Below are 13,325 nucleotides of genomic sequence, written 5' to 3'. Positions count from 1 at the left end.
TTTTTCGGAGATGCTCCATGCGTAAACCGCTGATTGCCGCTACCCTCGGCATGTTGCTGCTGGCCGACCTGGCCCAGGCACAGACCCTGGTGGCCACCAGCAATATCATCGTGCGGGCCTTTGGCCGTTCGATCGATTTCACCTCTGATACCACCACCTCGATCCGCGATTCCAAAGTGGTGCGCGAAGCCCATGACGACGCCGCCAGCTTTGTCGCCAGCAACGGCGACATCCGCGGAGCCCAGCTCGAGGCTGCCTTCAACACCTTGCGCGAACGCGTGCCGCAAGCGCGCGATGCCAGCGACCAGGTACTGGCTGAAGCCATCCTCGCGCTGTGAACCGCGTGCGCGCCTGGCTGCTCGGCTGCGCCCTGACGTTGCTCGGCAGGCCCGCCCTGGCCGACCTGCAGCTCGAGCTGCAGGCATCCGGCCTTGACCCGCAGCAGGCCCAAGCCACTCAGGCTCTGCTCGACGAAGCCATGGGCAAGCTGCCCCCTCGCTTCAAGCAACAGCTGAACCGCCCCGTGCGGGTCAGCTGGAGCGACAACATGCCGGCCGACGCCTATGGCCAGGCATCGCTGGTATCCACGCTCGAACTCAATCGCCGTCTGCTGCCCGGCCTCACCGATGGCAGTGCTGCCACCGAGCGCACCAACCGCCCGCATGGCACGGTGCGCGAAGAGCTGCTGGCCACCGTGCTGCACGAGCTCACCCATATCTACGACCGCGCCCGCCTGTGGTCCAGCAACGAAAACACACTGATCACACGCTGCAAGCGCCAGCAAGGTACGTTGGGCAAGGTCGGCCTGCCCGAGGCCTGCCGTGGCCAGGCCGAACGCCGCTTCACCCTCAGCGACGACCCGCGCCTGCTCGACCTGGCCGGCTGGCAACAGTATGTAGGCCGACGCGGCGAGCGCGAGCAGCACAACGGCCAGTTCGTGCGCAGCCCCGACAGCTATGAACTGAACAGCCCCAAGGAGTACATCGCGGTCAACATGGAGTATTTCCTCCTCGACCCGAGCTACGGCTGCCGCCGTCCGGCGCTGAACCAATACCTGCGCGAACACTTCGGCTGGGCACCGCAACAGGACACTTGCGCCAAGGGCCTGCCGTTCATCAATGCCGGCAGCGACTTCGCCCGCCAGCCACTGGGCGAAATCGACCCCGAGCGGGTCTATGAAGTGGACTACCTGCTCGCCGAAGCCAACCAGAACCTGGTCAGTCGCTGGGGTCACAGCATGCTGCGCCTGGTGATCTGCAAGCCGGGCCGCCCACGCGGGCCGGACTGCCGTCTGGACCTGGACCAGAGCCTGGTGCTGTCGTACCGGGCCTTTGTCAACGACGTGCAGCTTTCCAGCTGGGACGGGCTGGTCGGTGCCTACCCCTCGCGCCTGTTCGTGCTGCCACTGGGCCAGGTGATCGACGAATACACCAAGACCGAACTGCGTAGCCTGGCCTCGGTGCCCTTGCGGCTCAGCCGCGACGAAATCGAAAACCTGGTGCGCCAGGCCGCCGAAATGCACTGGAGCTACGACGGCAACTACTGGTTCCTGTCCAACAACTGCGCGGTGGAGTCGTTGAAGCTGCTGCGCAGCGGCACCGCCAACCCACGCCTGAACGACCTCGACAGCATCATGCCCAATGGCTTGCTGGCCGTGCTCAAGGGCAGGGGGCTGGCCGACACCAGCGTGCTCGACGACCCCCGCGAGGCGCTGCGCCTGGGTTATCGCTTCGACTCCTACCGCGACCGTTATCAAGCCATGTTCGAGGTGTTGAAGAAGCAGCTGCCCATCAGGCAGAGCAAGGTCGAGGACTGGCTGGCCCTGGACGCCGAGCAACGACGGGGCTGGTTCGCCCAGGCCGACCTGCGCACCAGCGCCGCCTTGCTGCTGCTTGAACAGGCCAGCCTGCGCCGGCAACTGCTGCTGGCCCAGGACGAGGTCAAGCAGCGTTATCTGAATGCCGCCGCGCTGAACGATGGCAGCGTCAGCAAGGCTGATGCGACCCTCAGGCAGATGCTTGCCAACAGTGGCTTCCTCAGCCGCCCGGCAGAGTTGCTCGATAGCAAGGGCTACGGCCTGCCGCAGCCGCAGGAGCGCAAGCACCTGGAACAGGTCAGCAGCGAGCGGCAGGCGCAGTTGCTGCGCTTGAGCACGAGCCTGGACAAGGAGGTGAGGGCGCTGCTGGAGCCGTCGCGGGCCAGGGAAATTGCGGCGGTGGAGGCCAATGTGAAGCAGGTGGGCGAGCATCTGCGGGCACTGCACAAGGCCGCCGGTGGCCTGCAATTGTAACGCCCACTGTGCCGGCCTCTTCGCGGGCATGCCCGCTCCCACAGGATTTGTACAACACCTGAGATCTGCGCCGTCCCTGTGGGAGCGGGTTTACCCGCGAAAGGGCCGGCACAGACAGCACAAGGCCTACAGGTTCTCCTCCGCCTCCGAAGGCAAATCCTCATCCAGATGCAACCAAGGCAACCGGCTGCCCACCCAGATATGCCGGTTGGCCCTGACCCGCTCCGGGTGGTCCAGGGTCGCTACCGTCACATCCACCGTCTCCGGGCTATGTGTAGTCACCAACGCCACATGCGCCCCGCAATGCCCACAGAAGTACCGGCTGCAACTGGCCGGCGCCACGTAGCAGTTCGGCTCGCCCGCCAACCAGCTAAACCCCGAACGGGGCAGGGTGAGCCAGGTCACCACCAGCCCTCCGCTGACCCGCCGGCAGATCGAACAATGGCAATGGGCAATATCCGTCAGGTCGCCCTCCAGCCGATAACGCAAGGCGCCACAATGGCAGCCGCCCTCGGTCACATCCTGCATCACCTACCTCTCGTCGCCTTTGCTTCGGCGAAAGCTGGCTGAAAGCTTGCCCTCATAGGATAGCCCCCACTACCGGCACAAGACCGGTCAGCCAGCGCACCCGGTAACCACCGCGCCCGGCCCAATCAACAACAACAATGGTGATTCTGATGTATTTCTGTGCCCCACTTTCCGTAGCCCCCCTCCGCATGCTCCCCGCGCAGCGCCAAACGCGCTGATCCGCCCGAATCGACGTTCCTTTCGCCGCGCCACGCCAGGAGTATTGCCATGCTGACCTTCCTCGGCTTTGCCATGGTCATCACCTTCATGTACCTGATCATGACCAAGCGCCTGTCGGCCTTGATCGCGCTGATCCTGATACCGATCCTGTTCGCCCTGTTCGGCGGCTTTTCCGCCAAGATCGGCCCGATGATGCTCGAGGGCATCAGCAAGCTCGCACCTACCGGTGTGATGCTGATGTTCGCCATCCTCTACTTCGCCCTGATGATCGACTCCGGCCTGTTCGACCCGGCCGTGCGCAAGATCCTCAAGCTGGTCAAGGGTGACCCGCTGAAAGTCTCCGTCGGCACCGCAGTACTGGCCCTGGTGGTCTCGCTCGACGGTGACGGCGCCACCACCTACATGATCTGCTGCGCCGCCATGCTGCCGATGTACAGCCGCCTGGGCATGAGCCCGCGAATCATGGCCGGCCTGATCATTCTCGCCGGCGGGGTGATGAACATGACCCCCTGGGGTGGCCCGACCGCGCGCGCCGCCAGCGCCTTGCACGTGGACCCGTCGGACATCTTCGTACCGATGATCCCGGCCATGCTGTTCGGCGTGCTGGCGATCCTGGCCATCGCCTACCTGTACGGCAAGCGCGAACGTGCCCGCCTGGGCGAGTTGCACCTGCCTACCGATGACATCGACCACAGCGAAATCACTGTTTCGCAGTACCCGGACGCACGCCGGCCAAAACTGTTGTACTTCAACGGCGCACTGACAGCGGCCCTGATGGTAGCTCTGATCGCCGGCGTGCTGCCGCTGCCGGTGCTGTTCATGATCGCCTTCAGTATCGCCATGATCGTCAACTACCCGTGCCTGCAGCAGCAGAAAGACCGCATCGCCGCCCACGCCGGTAGCGTGCTGGCGGTCACCGGGCTGATCTTCGCCGCTGGCATCTTCACCGGCATCCTGTCGGGCACCGGGATGGTCGACGCCATGTCCAAAAGCCTGCTGGCGGTCATTCCCGAGGCGCTGGGCCCATACCTGGCGGTGATCACCGCGATCGTGAGCATGCCGTTCACCTTCTTCATGTCCAACGACGCGTTCTACTACGGCGTGCTGCCGGTGCTGGCCGAAGCCGCCAGCCACTACGGCATCACCCCGGTGGAAATGGCCCGCGCGTCGATCGTCGGGCAGCCGGTACACCTGCTCAGCCCCTTGGTACCCTCCACCTACCTGCTGGTGGCCCTGGCCGGCATCGAGTTCGGCGATCATCAGCGCTTCACCTTGAAGTGGGCAGTGCTGGTGTGCGTGTGCATAATGCTCGCCGCGCTGCTGATGGGCATTTTCCCGCTGTTCAGTAGTCTTTAATAAACGCGTAGTTCCCTAACGCGACGCGCCCTGATCCGGGCGCGTCGCCTTTACCGTTCGAAGGAAAACACATGGAATGGCTGACCAGCCCGGAAATCTGGGTTGCCTTTTTTACCCTTACCGCGCTTGAGATCGTCCTCGGTATCGACAACATCATCATGATCTCGATTCTGGTCAGCCGCATGCCCAAGCACATGCAGCCACGCACCCGGATCTTTGGCCTGGCGCTGGCCATGGTCACCCGTATCATGCTGCTGCTGTCGATTACCTGGGTCATGCGCCTTACCGCCGACCTGTTCGTGGTTCTGGGCCAAGGCATCTCCGGGCGTGACCTGATCCTGTTCTTTGGTGGCCTGTTCCTGCTGTGGAAGAGCTCGCAAGAGATCTACCACGGCCTGGAAGGCGAGGACGAGAACGCGGAAGAGCCGAAAGGCGCGGGTGGCAAGTTCTTCTATACTATCATCCAGATTGCCATCATCGACATCGTGTTCTCGCTGGACTCGGTGATCACTGCGGTGGGCATGGTGTCCCACGTCCCGGTGATGATCGCCGCGATCATTGTCGCCGTGCTGGTGATGATGCTGTGCGCCGGCACCATCAGCGACTTCATCGACAAGCACCCGTCGCTGAAGATGCTCGCATTGTCGTTCCTGATCGTGGTCGGTACCGTGCTGATCGCCGAGGCGTTCGACGTGCATGTGCCGAAGGGCTACGTCTACTTCGCCATGGCGTTCTCGCTGGCGGTGGAAGCCATCAACATCCGCATGCGCACTGCCTTGGCCCGCAAGAACGGCAAAGAGCATGAGCCAGTGAAACTGCGCAAGGACATTCCGGGTCAATAAGATCAGGAAGTGCAGGACACAAAGGGCCCTTCGGGGCCCTTTTTCATTTCTGCAGTATTTCAAACAAATGACAGCCATGCGAAGCTGGCGACAGCTGCGCAAAACAACTAAAGCTTTGAGTGAGCAAAGAAAACTCTTCAAACGCTCACGCTTCGTCTCTTGGCCCTCCAGGCCAATGCAACAGGGGGCCGTCGCCATGCTGACCCTGCTCAACCTGCTCTCGGCCGTTACGCTTCTGGTCTGGGGCACCCACATCGTGCGTACCGGCATCCTCCGGGTATTCGGCTCGAGCCTGCGGCGCATCATCAGCCAGAACATGAGCAAACGCCCGCTGGCGTTCGTCGCCGGCATTCTGGTCACGGCCATGGTGCAAAGCAGCAACGCCACCGCCATGCTGGTCACCTCGTTCGTCGGCCAGGGCCTGATGGCCATGACCCCGGCCCTGGCGATCATGCTAGGTGCCGACGTAGGTACCGCGCTGATGGCGCGGGTACTGACCCTGGACCTGTCCTGGCTGTCGCCGCTGCTGATCTTCCTCGGTGTGATCTTTTTCCTCTCACGCAAGCAGACGCGGGCCGGCCAGCTGGGCAGAGTGGGCATCGGGCTTGGCCTGATCATCCTGGCATTGGAGCTGATCGTGCAGGCAGCTACACCGATTACCCACGCCCAAGGCGTAAAAGTGCTGTTCGCCTCGCTGACCGGCGACATCCTGCTCGACGCCCTGGTTGGCGCACTGTTCGCCATGATTTCCTATTCCAGCCTGGCCGCCGTCCTGCTCACCGCGACGCTGGCCGGTGCCGAAGTGATCAGCCTGCCGGTGGCTATCGGCCTGGTGGTCGGCGCCAACATCGGCAGCGGGCTGCTGGCCTTCATCAGCACCAGCATGCAAAACGCCGCCGGGCGTCGAGTGGCACTGGGCAGTCTGTTGTACAAGCTGATCGGCCTTCTGCTGATCATCCCCGTGCTGCACCCGCTGGTGGGCTGGATGGACTCACTGAGCTTCAGTGCACAGGAACTGGTCATCGGCTTCCACCTGCTCTACAACACGCTGCGTTGTCTGATCATGCTGCCCACGGTCAAACCCATGGGCCGGCTGTGCAACACCCTGCTACCCGAACGGGAAAACGGCAACGGCCAGATCCGCCCACGCCATCTCGACACTTCGGCGCTGGAAACCCCAAGCCTGGCCTTGGCCAATGCCTCCCGCGAAACCCTGCGCCTGGGCGATATCGTCGACAGCCTGCTCGAAGCCATGCTCGGTGCCCTGCGCGGTACCCAGGCCGCCTTGCCGCAGCAAGTCCGCGCCTTGGGCGAAGACGCCGAAGCCTTGTATAGCGCGATCAAGCTGTACCTGGCGCAGATGTCGCGTGAAGACCTCAGCGAACAGGACAACCGCCGCTGGGCAGAAATCATCGAACTGGCGATCAACCTCAAGCTGGCCTGCGACCTGATCGAGCGCATGCTGCGCAAGGTCCAGCAGCAGAAAACCAGCCAGCGCCGGGAGTTTTCCCAGGTGGGCCTGGAAGAGCTGACCGGCTTGCAGGAACAGCTACTGGCCAACCTGCGCCTGGGCTTGTCGGTGTTCCTCAGTGCCGACCCGGAAAGTGCCCGCCTGCTACTGCGGGAAAAACGCCGTTTTCGCGCCCAGGAGCGGCGCCTTGCCCATGCCCATGTCAGCCGCCTGCAGCGCAAGGTAGTGCAAAGTATCGAGACCAGTTCGCTACACTTGGAGCTGATCGCCGACATGAAACGGTTGAACTCTTTGTTCTGTAGCAGTGCCTATGTGGTACTAGGCGGCTCGGACACGGGCGGGCTGATGCTCGACAGCGTGCCGGACGAAGCCCGTCTGCCGTGATTTTCGCCTACCTGAGGACCCACGCTCGCCCATGCGTTGCCTGATGTTCGTTTGCCTGCTGATCTGCAGCCTGCCCTCATTCGCCCTCGACCGCTCGCGGGTTGAAGGTTACCTGTTGCCCAATGGCCTGCAGGTCATCCTGAAAAACGGCTATGAACGGGACCATGTGGCGATTCGCCTGGTGGTCGGCGTCGGCCTGGATGACTTCAATTGCGAGCAGAAAGAGCTACCGCACCTGCTCGAACACCTGCTGTTCAGCGGCATCGACGCAACCGGCGAGGGCGGCCTGGAAGAGCGCCTGCAATCGCTGGGCGGCGAGTGGAACGCCTACACCAGCAGCGCCGACACCACCTTCGTCATCGAAGCCCCGGCGCGCAACCAGCGCAAGGTCCTCGACCTGCTGCTGGCGGTGATTCGGGACACCCGTATCGATGCCCAGACCTTGGCCGACCGCCAAGCGCATCATCGAGCGCGAGGATGGTGGCCACTACGGCCACCTGCAGCGCTGGCTCGACCGTCAGGACATTGGCCACCCCGCCAGTGACCAACTGGCCACCGAGCTGGGCCTGAAGTGCCCGGAACGCTCCAACCTCGACGACATGACCCTGGAGCAGGTGAATACCTTGCGCGACCGCTGGTACGCGGCCAACAACATGACCCTGATCGTGGTCGGCGGACTCGACCGCCTGCTGCCGGCCTACCTGGAGCGCACCTTTGGCGAACTGCCCGCCACCGAGCCGGAGGAACGCCGGACTCTGGAAAGCATCGGTCAGCATGCGGAGCAGCGCCGCAACCTGACCCGCGGCTGGCTGGGTGATAGCGTCAAGCTGCACTGGTTGTTCGTCGAACCGGTGCTGGACAACGATCACCAGGCCACCCTCGACCTGCTGTCGCACTATCTGGACTGGGCGCTGTACGACCAGTTGCGCCTGCGCAACGGACTGTCCTACGGCCCCTCGGCAAAACGCGAGAGCTTTGGCGACACCGGCCTGCTCAGCCTCAACGCCGACCTGGAGCGCGAGGGCATCGACCAGGCGGTCGAGGTAATGCAGAAGTTGTTCGACCACCTGCGCAAGGAAGGCCTCGACCCGGACACGTTCGAGCGTATCAAGTACGCCAGTGTCGCCAAGGAGAGCTGGAGCACCCAGGGCAACAGCGCCTTGGCCGACTACTACTGGGGCGCATTGAACGACTATAGCGACGGGCGCTTCGCCAACCCGGTGCGCAAGTTGCGCCAGGTAAGTCTGGCGCAGGCCAACGAGGCGCTGAAGGAGCTGCTCAAGGAACAGGGCTATGTACGTATCGAGAAGCCATTGCTTGGCTATGATGAACTCTACGGGCTGGTTGCCTTGCTGCTGGGGCTGATCCTGGCAGCGGCGCTGCTGCGCTGGCGCCGGCATGGTCCGGAAAAACCGAGTGGTGCTACACGCGAGCAGTGAAACGACGGTATCCTTTTGCCAGTACCGGCCCCTTCGCGGGCACGCCCGCTCCCACAAGGACCGCGTTATCGCTGAACCCTGTGGGAGCGGGCATGCCCGCGAAGAGGCCGGCACAGCCACCCATCCTTTCTGTTGTAGACCCAATGCCCCAAATCCCCCACATCGTCCAGCGCATCATCGAACTGCTCAAACGCTACCCCGGCATCATCGCGCTCGGCGGTTTCCTATCCGGCATCGGCAGCTTCATCCTGGTCGACCGCCAGGCTGGCCTGGCCAGCTGGATCGCCGTGCTGATGCTGGTCAGCTGGCTCTGGCTGATGCTGGAAAACACTCTCACCGGCCTGTTCGCACGCACCTTCAACCGCGAAATCCCGCAGCCGTTGCTGCGCTACGCGACACAGATGATCCACCAGGAATCGCTGTTCTTCGTGCTGCCGTTCTTCTTCATCACCACCACCTGGAACAGCGGCCAGCTGGTTTTTACCGGCCTGCTCGGTGCCGCCGGGCTGATTTCGATCATCGACCCGCTGTACTACAAGTGGCTGGCACCGCGGCGCTGGCTGTTCCTGGCGCTGCATACCCTGACCCTGTTCGCCGCCCTGCTGACTGCGCTGCCGATCATTCTGCACCTGACCACCGCGCAAAGCTTCAAGCTGGCCCTGATCGCGGCCATGGCCCTGTCGTTCCCCAGCCTTGTCAGCAGCTTCCCGATCAACAACTGGCGCCGCGCCGTGGCCCTGGTAGTGGTCACCCTGTCGGTCGGTGGCGGGGGTTGGCTGCTGCGCTCCTGGGTGCCGCCAGCGACCTTGTGGATGACCGAAGTTGCGGTAAGTACCGAAGTGCTGAACCGTCAGCCGGGTGATTCGCTGGACGAAATCGCCGCCAGCCGCATCCGTAGCAGCGGCCTGTACGCCTACACCGCGATCAACGCGCCACGCGGCCTGAACGAGCGGATCTACCACGTGTGGCAAAAAGACGGTCAGGAGGTCGACCGCATTGCCCTGGACATCCACGGCGGGCGCAAGGAAGGCTATCGGGCCTGGACCCACAAGCAGAACTTCCCGCCAAACCCGGTCGGCAAATGGCAGGTGAGGGTACTGACCGAGGATGGGCAGGTCATCGGCGTGCTGCGCTTCAAGGTGGTCGACGACGCGCAGGCGCAATGACTGAAAGGGGCTGCTTCGCAGCCCCTCTGGCCTCAACAGACAGCACATAATCACCAAACAGCCCACGCCCGCTGCGCTATGATCAGCCCCTGAGCCTTAGCGCCGAGTCAGTAGCATGGAGCAGACGACCACCCCCAACGCCACCCTGGACACCAGTAACCAACCGGCCTGCCTGCGCATTACCGGTGACTGGACCTTGGCGCATTACGCCCACCTCAAGCGGGAGAGCGAGCGCCTGCGCGCGCAATACGCTGCCGATACCGTCGCCGACCTCAGCCAACTGGGCCGCCTGGATACCGCCGGCGCGTCGCTGCTGGCCGAACTGCTCGGCTCCGAGCGCCTGTCGCGCTGTACCCACGACCTGCCGGAAGCCAGCCGTGCACTGCTCAAGAACGTCTACTGCTCTGTGCAGGATTACTGCATCCCGGTCAAGGAGCCCGAGCGTAACGTGTTGCTGTTGCTGCTGGAACGCATCGGCTGCGCCGTCGGCACCTTGTGGCAAGACACTCTGCAGGTACTCGGCTTCGTTGGCCTGGTTCTGGAAACCCTGCTGCGCCGTGCCCTGCAACCGCATCGCTGGCGCTTCACCCCGGTCGTGGCGCACATCGAACAGACCGGCCTGGATGCCGCGCCTATCGTCGCGCTGCTGACCTTCCTGGTAGGCGCGGTGGTGGCCTTCCTCGGCGCCACGGTGCTGGCCGATTTTGGCGCGACCATCTTCACCGTCGACCTGGTGGCGTTCTCGTTCCTGCGCGAGTTCGCCGTGCTGCTGACCGCCATCCTCATGGCCGGCCGCACCGCCAGCGCATTCACCGCGCAGATCGGCTCGATGAAGGCCAACGAGGAAATCGACGCCATCCGCACCCTGGGCCTGAACCCAATGGAACTGCTGGTGGTGCCGCGAGTGCTGGCGCTGTTGATTTCGCTACCCTTGCTGACTTTCATCGCGATGATCTGCGGTATCGTCGGCGGCGCGGTAGTGTGCGCGCTGACACTGGACATCTCGCCAGCCATGTTCCTGTCGCTGCTGCAAAGCGACATCGGCGTGCAGCATTTCCTGGTCGGCCTGGCCAAGGCACCGTTCTTCGCTTTTCTGATCGCTTCCATCGGCTGCCTGGAGGGTTTCAAGGTCAGCGGCAGCGCCGAATCGGTAGGGGCACACACCACTTCGGCGGTGGTGCAGTCGATATTCGTGGTCATCGTGCTGGACGCGGTGGCCGCCCTGTTCTTCATGGAGATGGGCTGGTGACTGGCCAGGAACGCGTGATCGAGGCCCGCGGCATCTGCAACCGCTTCGGCCGCCAGAGCGTGCACGAAAACCTCGACCTTGACCTGTACCGCGGCGAGATCCTCGCGGTGGTTGGCGGGTCGGGCAGCGGCAAGTCGGTGCTGTTGCGCAGTATCATCGGCCTGCGGCGGCCCAACGAAGGGCAGATCAAGGTGTTCGGCCAGGACCTGGCCGGCCTGCGCGAAGAGCAGCGCTCGCTGGTCGAGCGGCGCTTCGGCGTGCTGTTCCAGAAAGGCGCGCTGTTCTCGTCGCTGACTGTCACCGAAAACGTGGCATTGCCGCTGATCGAGCACGCCGGGCTGTCCCGCGCCGATGCCGAGCACCTGGCCGGAGTGAAGCTGGCCTTGGCCGGGCTGCCGATCTCGGCCGCCGACAAATACCCGGCGTCGCTGTCCGGAGGCATGATCAAGCGCGCAGCGCTGGCCCGTGCCTTGGCACTGGACCCTGACATCCTGTTCCTCGATGAACCCACCGCTGGGCTGGACCCGATCGGCGCCGCTGCCTTCGACCAGCTGATCCTGACCCTGCGTGACGCCTTGGGCCTGTCGGTGTTCCTCATCACCCACGATCTCGACACCTTGTACACCATCACCGACCGCATCGCCGTGCTGTCGCAGAAGAAGGTCCTGGTGGCCGGCCCGCTGGCCGAAGTCGAACAGACCGACGACGCCTGGATTCAAGAATACTTTCATGGCCCACGCGGGCGCGCAGCCGAGCAGGCCGCCAGCCGTGCCGGGCAGGAGCGCTGAGCAATGGAAACCCGAGCCCATCACGTCCTTATCGGCCTGGTCACTGTCCTGGTGGTGGCCGGTGCCATGCTGTTCGGCCTGTGGCTGGCCAAATCCAGTGTCGACGACGCCTTCAAGGATTACGAAGTGGTGTTCAACGAGGCCGTCTCCGGCCTGTCCCGCGGCAGCCCGGTGCAGTACAACGGCATCAAGGTGGGCGACGTGTCCACCCTGCGCCTGGACCCGAAGGACCCGCGCCGGGTCCTGGCACGGGTGCGCCTGAGTGCCGACACCCCGGTGAAGGAAGACACGCAGGCCAAGCTGACCCTGGCCGGCGTGACCGGCAACTCGTTCATCCAGCTCAGCGGCGGTACCCCGCAAAGCCCCGAGTTGAAAGGCAAGGACGGCAAGCTGCCAGTGATCATCGCCTCGCCCTCGCCAATTTCGCGCTTGCTCAATGACAGCAGCGATCTGGTGACCAACATCAACCTGCTGCTGCACAACGCCAACCAGATGTTTTCCGAAGACAACATCGGCCACCTCAGCAACACCTTGGCCAACCTCGACAAGACCACCGGTGCCTTCGCCGGCCAGCACGGCAGCATCGCCCAGGCCATCGAGCAACTGGTGCAGGTGGGCAAGCAGGCCAGCGCCACCCTGGCCGAAACCCAAGCCCTGATGCACAACGCCAACGGCCTGCTGGGCAGCGAAGGCAAACAGGCAATCGGCAACGCAGAGCAGGCCATGCAGTCGCTGGCCGAGAGCGCCGCCACCATCAACCGCCTGCTCCAGGACAACCACGAAGCCATCGGCGACGGTGCCCAAGGCCTGAACCAGCTGACCCCGGCGATTCGCGAGCTGCGCGAAACCCTCAACGCACTCAAAGGCATTTCTCGGCAACTGGAGGCCGACCCCAGCGGCTACCTGCTCGGCCGCGACAACAACAAGGAGTTCCAGCCATGAAACCGTCGCTGCGCCTGCTAGCCCTGGCGGCTGCGCTGAGCCTGGCCAGTGCCTGCTCGATCCTGCCGCAGAGCGAACCCGTCGACCTGTACCGCCTGCCGGTAAACCAGCCCAGCCGCACGGCGCCGGCGCTGGAGTGGTCATTGCGCCTGAACAAGCCGCTGGCCAGCGAAGTGCTGGCCGGGCCCCGGATTGCCGTGATTCCCCAGGGTGATGTGGTCAGCAGCTACAAAGGCGCGCGCTGGAGCGATGCAGTGCCGGTGTTGCTGCGCAACCGCCTGCTCGACGGTTTCCAGCGTGACGGCCAGGTCCAGCGCCTGAGCGCCGACGACAGCAACCTGCAGGCCGACTACGAGCTGGCCGGCGAGCTGCAGGCGTTCCAGACTGAATACCGCGCGGGTGGGGCGGTGGAGGTAGTGATCCGCTATGACGCACGCCTGGTCCAGGGGCGTAACCAGCGCATTTTGGCCAGCAAGCGCTTTGAAATCCGTCAGCCGCTGGTCGACAAGCAGGTGTCAGCGGTGGTTGCCGGCTTCGGCAAGGCCTGCGACCAGCTGACCGGGCAGGTGGTGGGCTGGACCATTGCGCAAGCAGCCAGCGTTCCCGCTCACTGAAGCCCTGCCTGCTTTTGTAGGAGCGGCCTTGCGTCGC

The 13,325-nt window shown here is 63.9% G+C and carries 11 protein-coding genes and 1 pseudogene; 11 read left to right on the top strand and 1 reads right to left on the bottom strand.

Annotated elements, in window-relative coordinates; all coding sequences use genetic code 11:
* Positions 1-17 precede the first annotated feature (17 nt).
* Both QIY50_11300 and QIY50_11295 read left to right on the top strand, forming a co-directional pair.
* Positions 18-338, top strand: a complete 321-nt coding sequence (locus tag QIY50_11300) for a DUF2388 domain-containing protein (GenBank protein ID WGV22697.1) — start codon at positions 18-20, stop codon at positions 336-338.
* A complete protein-coding gene (locus tag QIY50_11295; protein WGV22696.1) occupies positions 335-2,290 on the top strand; it encodes a DUF4105 domain-containing protein in 1,956 nt (651 codons plus the stop codon). Before QIY50_11300 ends, QIY50_11295 begins: the two co-directional genes overlap by 4 nt.
* Before the next feature lie 126 nt (positions 2,291-2,416).
* Here QIY50_11295 and QIY50_11290 read toward each other — a convergent pair whose 3' ends face one another.
* Entirely contained in the window at positions 2,417-2,818 is a 402-nt protein-coding gene (locus QIY50_11290) for a GFA family protein (GenBank protein ID WGV22695.1), read from the bottom strand.
* Between the two features lie 267 nt (positions 2,819-3,085).
* On the opposite strand from QIY50_11290, the gene QIY50_11285 reads away from it, so the two are divergent.
* The 9 genes and pseudogenes from QIY50_11285 (at position 3,086) to QIY50_11245 (ending at position 13,288) form a co-directional block, all read left to right on the top strand.
* On the top strand, positions 3,086-4,393 hold the full coding sequence (locus QIY50_11285; protein WGV22694.1) for a CitMHS family transporter: 1,308 nt from the start codon (positions 3,086-3,088) through the stop codon (positions 4,391-4,393).
* A 71-nt stretch (positions 4,394-4,464) separates the two neighbouring features.
* A complete protein-coding gene (locus QIY50_11280) occupies positions 4,465-5,235 on the top strand; it encodes a TerC family protein (GenBank protein WGV22693.1) in 771 nt (256 codons plus the stop codon).
* A gap of 196 nt (positions 5,236-5,431) precedes the next feature.
* Positions 5,432-7,090, top strand: coding sequence for a Na/Pi cotransporter family protein (locus QIY50_11275; protein ID WGV22692.1), 1,659 nt, complete (start codon positions 5,432-5,434; stop codon positions 7,088-7,090).
* Positions 7,091-7,121: 31 nt separating this feature from the next.
* Positions 7,122-8,529, top strand: a pseudogene (locus QIY50_11270) (pitrilysin family protein).
* 143 nt (positions 8,530-8,672) lie between these two features.
* Entirely contained in the window at positions 8,673-9,695 is a 1,023-nt protein-coding gene (locus QIY50_11265; GenBank protein WGV22691.1) for a DUF5924 family protein, read from the top strand.
* A gap of 115 nt (positions 9,696-9,810) precedes the next feature.
* A complete protein-coding gene (locus tag QIY50_11260; GenBank protein WGV22690.1) occupies positions 9,811-10,944 on the top strand; it encodes an MlaE family lipid ABC transporter permease subunit in 1,134 nt (377 codons plus the stop codon).
* The gene (locus QIY50_11255) at positions 10,941-11,732 is read left to right on the top strand and encodes an ABC transporter ATP-binding protein (GenBank protein ID WGV22689.1); all 792 of its coding nucleotides are present in this window, start codon (positions 10,941-10,943) and stop codon (positions 11,730-11,732) included. Before QIY50_11260 ends, QIY50_11255 begins: the two co-directional genes overlap by 4 nt.
* A 3-nt stretch (positions 11,733-11,735) precedes the next feature.
* Complete coding sequence (locus QIY50_11250; protein WGV22688.1) at positions 11,736-12,674, top strand: MlaD family protein; 939 nt, start codon at positions 11,736-11,738, stop codon at positions 12,672-12,674.
* The gene (locus tag QIY50_11245) at positions 12,671-13,288 is read left to right on the top strand and encodes an ABC-type transport auxiliary lipoprotein family protein (protein ID WGV22687.1); all 618 of its coding nucleotides are present in this window, start codon (positions 12,671-12,673) and stop codon (positions 13,286-13,288) included. The genes QIY50_11250 and QIY50_11245 overlap by 4 nt, the downstream gene beginning before the upstream one ends.
* Positions 13,289-13,325: the final 37 nt, after the last annotated feature.

It is taken from the genome of Pseudomonas putida, from assembly GCA_029953615.1.
Taxonomy (GTDB): Bacteria; Pseudomonadota; Gammaproteobacteria; order Pseudomonadales; family Pseudomonadaceae; genus Aquipseudomonas.
The sequence above is the reverse complement of the archived record's forward strand: the minus strand, read 5'-3'. Positions and strand labels throughout refer to the sequence as shown.

Bases quoted from the DNA above. Each gene is read 5' to 3' on its own strand.
- QIY50_11300 (WGV22697.1), top strand. From the start codon at position 18: ATGCGTAAACCGCTGATTGCCGCTACCCTCGGCATGTTGCTGCTGGCC.
- QIY50_11290 (WGV22695.1), bottom strand. From the start codon at position 2,818: ATGCAGGATGTGACCGAGGGCGGCTGCCATTGTGGCGCCTTGCGTTAT.
- QIY50_11285 (WGV22694.1), top strand. From the start codon at position 3,086: ATGCTGACCTTCCTCGGCTTTGCCATGGTCATCACCTTCATGTACCTG.
- QIY50_11280 (WGV22693.1), top strand. From the start codon at position 4,465: ATGGAATGGCTGACCAGCCCGGAAATCTGGGTTGCCTTTTTTACCCTT.
- QIY50_11275 (WGV22692.1), top strand. From the start codon at position 5,432: ATGCTGACCCTGCTCAACCTGCTCTCGGCCGTTACGCTTCTGGTCTGG.
- QIY50_11265 (WGV22691.1), top strand. From the start codon at position 8,673: ATGCCCCAAATCCCCCACATCGTCCAGCGCATCATCGAACTGCTCAAA.
- QIY50_11260 (WGV22690.1), top strand. From the start codon at position 9,811: ATGGAGCAGACGACCACCCCCAACGCCACCCTGGACACCAGTAACCAA.
- QIY50_11250 (WGV22688.1), top strand. From the start codon at position 11,736: ATGGAAACCCGAGCCCATCACGTCCTTATCGGCCTGGTCACTGTCCTG.
- QIY50_11245 (WGV22687.1), top strand. From the start codon at position 12,671: ATGAAACCGTCGCTGCGCCTGCTAGCCCTGGCGGCTGCGCTGAGCCTG.